Source organism: Streptomyces sp. NPDC059080 (assembly GCF_042739975.1).
In the GTDB taxonomy this organism is placed as follows: Bacteria; Actinomycetota; Actinomycetes; order Streptomycetales; family Streptomycetaceae; genus Streptomyces; species Streptomyces benahoarensis.
Genome location: NZ_JBHYGX010000088.1, coordinates 1 through 1,491 on the forward strand (window position 1 = coordinate 1; position 1,491 = coordinate 1,491).

The 1,491-nt window shown below is 68.5% G+C and carries 1 protein-coding gene; it reads right to left on the reverse strand.

Features of this window, described 5'->3' with window-relative positions; genetic code table 11:
• Nucleotides 1-1,491 (reverse strand): condensation domain-containing protein (locus tag ACFWWQ_RS29645; RefSeq protein ID WP_384602349.1); only part of this gene is annotated, 1,491 nt, incomplete at both ends.

Consider the following 1,491-nt stretch of genomic DNA (forward strand, 5'->3'; position numbering starts at 1 on the left):
CAACGCCTCGTCGGTGCGCCCCGCCACCGCCGTACCGATCGGAATGTCGGTACCGGCACCCATACGGGAAAGCAACGCCGCAACCCCCGCCTGCAACACCATGAACATCGTCGTGTTCGTACGGCGGGCGAGTGCATCGAGGGCGCGGTGTGTCCCGGCGTCGAGGCGCACGGCAACCGAGCATCCCCGGTGGGTGGCGGTGGCGGGGCGTGGCCGGTCCAGAGGCAGTTCCGTCAGCTCCGGCAACCCAGCCAATTGCTCCTGCCAGTACCGCGACTGCTTCGACAACAGACTGTCCGGATCCTCCTCCGAACCCAGCACCTCCTGCTGCCACAGCGTGAAGTCCGCGTACTGCACCGGCAACGGCTCCCACACCGGAACCGACCCCGCCCACCGCGCCGCATACGCCCACGACAAATCCCGCAACAACGGCCCAACAGACCACCCATCAGCGACTATGTGATGCATCAACACCAAAAGCGTGTGCTCCTCGGGCCCCGTACGGAACAACGACACCCGCACCGGCACCTCGGCATCCAGCACAAACCCATACCGCGCCGCCTCCCCCAGCACCGCCCCCAACTCCGCCCCCGACACCTCCACCACCGCCAGCCGAGAAACCCCCTCCCCCACCGGCACAACCCGCTGCCGCGGCACACCACCCACCTCCGGAAACACCGTCCGAAGACTCTCGTGCCGACCCACCACATCACCCCACGCCGCCCCCAACACACCAACGTCCAACCCACCCGTCAACCGCAACACCAACGGCACGTTGTACGTAGCACCCCCACCCTCCAACCGGTCGAGCACCCACAGGGGACGCTGGGTGACGGACAGCGGCAGCACATCGGGCCGTTCCCTCGGCACGGGGGCGGTGCGCGCACGGCCGGCGCCCTCGACGCAGTCGGCCAGAGCCGCGGGGGACGGGGCTTCGAAGAGCGCCCGGATCGGCAGCTCCACGCCGAAGGCGGAGCGGATGCGGCTGATCAGCCGGGTGGCCAGCAGCGAGTGCCCACCCAGGTCGAAGAAGGAGTCGTCGGCGCCGACCTGCTCCAGCCCCAGCACCTCCGCAAAGAGACCGCACACGATCTCCTCCTGCGGCGTACGCGGCGCACGCCCGGCCCCCTCCACACCCCACTGAGGCGCCGGCAACCCCTTGTGGTCCAGCTTGCCGTTGGGTGTCAGTGGCAACTCCGCCAGCGAGACGAACGCCGAGGGCACCATGTACCCCGGCAACCGCTCAGCCACATACGCCCGCAACGACGCGGCATCTACCTCACCCACCACATACGCCACCACCCGCCGATCCCCCGGCCGGTCCTCCCGCACCACCACCACGGCCTGCCGCACCAACCCATGACCCGACAACACCGCCTCAACCTCACCCAGCTCGATACGGAAACCCCGCACCTTCACCTGATGATCAACCCGGCCCACAAACTCCAACTCACCCGACCGGTTCCACCGCACCACATCACCCGTGCGATA